1 protein-coding gene is annotated in these 255 nt (G+C 49.0%); it reads left to right on the top strand.

The genetic code is table 11. The features are described 5' to 3' along the window. On the top strand, positions 1–204 hold a 204-nt coding region (locus PZA18_RS24710; RefSeq protein WP_284103530.1), incomplete at its 5' end, for a hypothetical protein. Positions 205–255: the final 51 nt, after the last annotated feature.

The raw sequence follows: 255 nt of genomic DNA, 5'->3' as shown, positions 1-255 counted from the left end.
GTAAGCGTTTGCAATGAGCAGCGGTTCTGGAATCTGTTGCGCGCTTCGTATGAGGCCTACTACACCGACTATTGTGATTGCTTTGAGCGCTTCCTGCTGTTGATTACCAATACCTTGAGTGGACGCGTACAGGCTCGGCGGGTATTTGAAGATGGCGTAGATGGTATTGGCAGGTTAAGAGTGTATCGAGTCTCGCAAGCATGAAGCTGTTAGCGAACGACCATAATGCGTTACACCGCGAATAACTACACTTGA

It is taken from the genome of Parachitinimonas caeni (assembly GCF_030129945.1).
Classification (GTDB): domain Bacteria; phylum Pseudomonadota; class Gammaproteobacteria; order Burkholderiales; family Chitinimonadaceae; genus Parachitinimonas; species Parachitinimonas caeni.
Note: the sequence above shows the minus strand (reverse complement) of the source record. Positions and strands in the feature narration are given on the sequence as shown.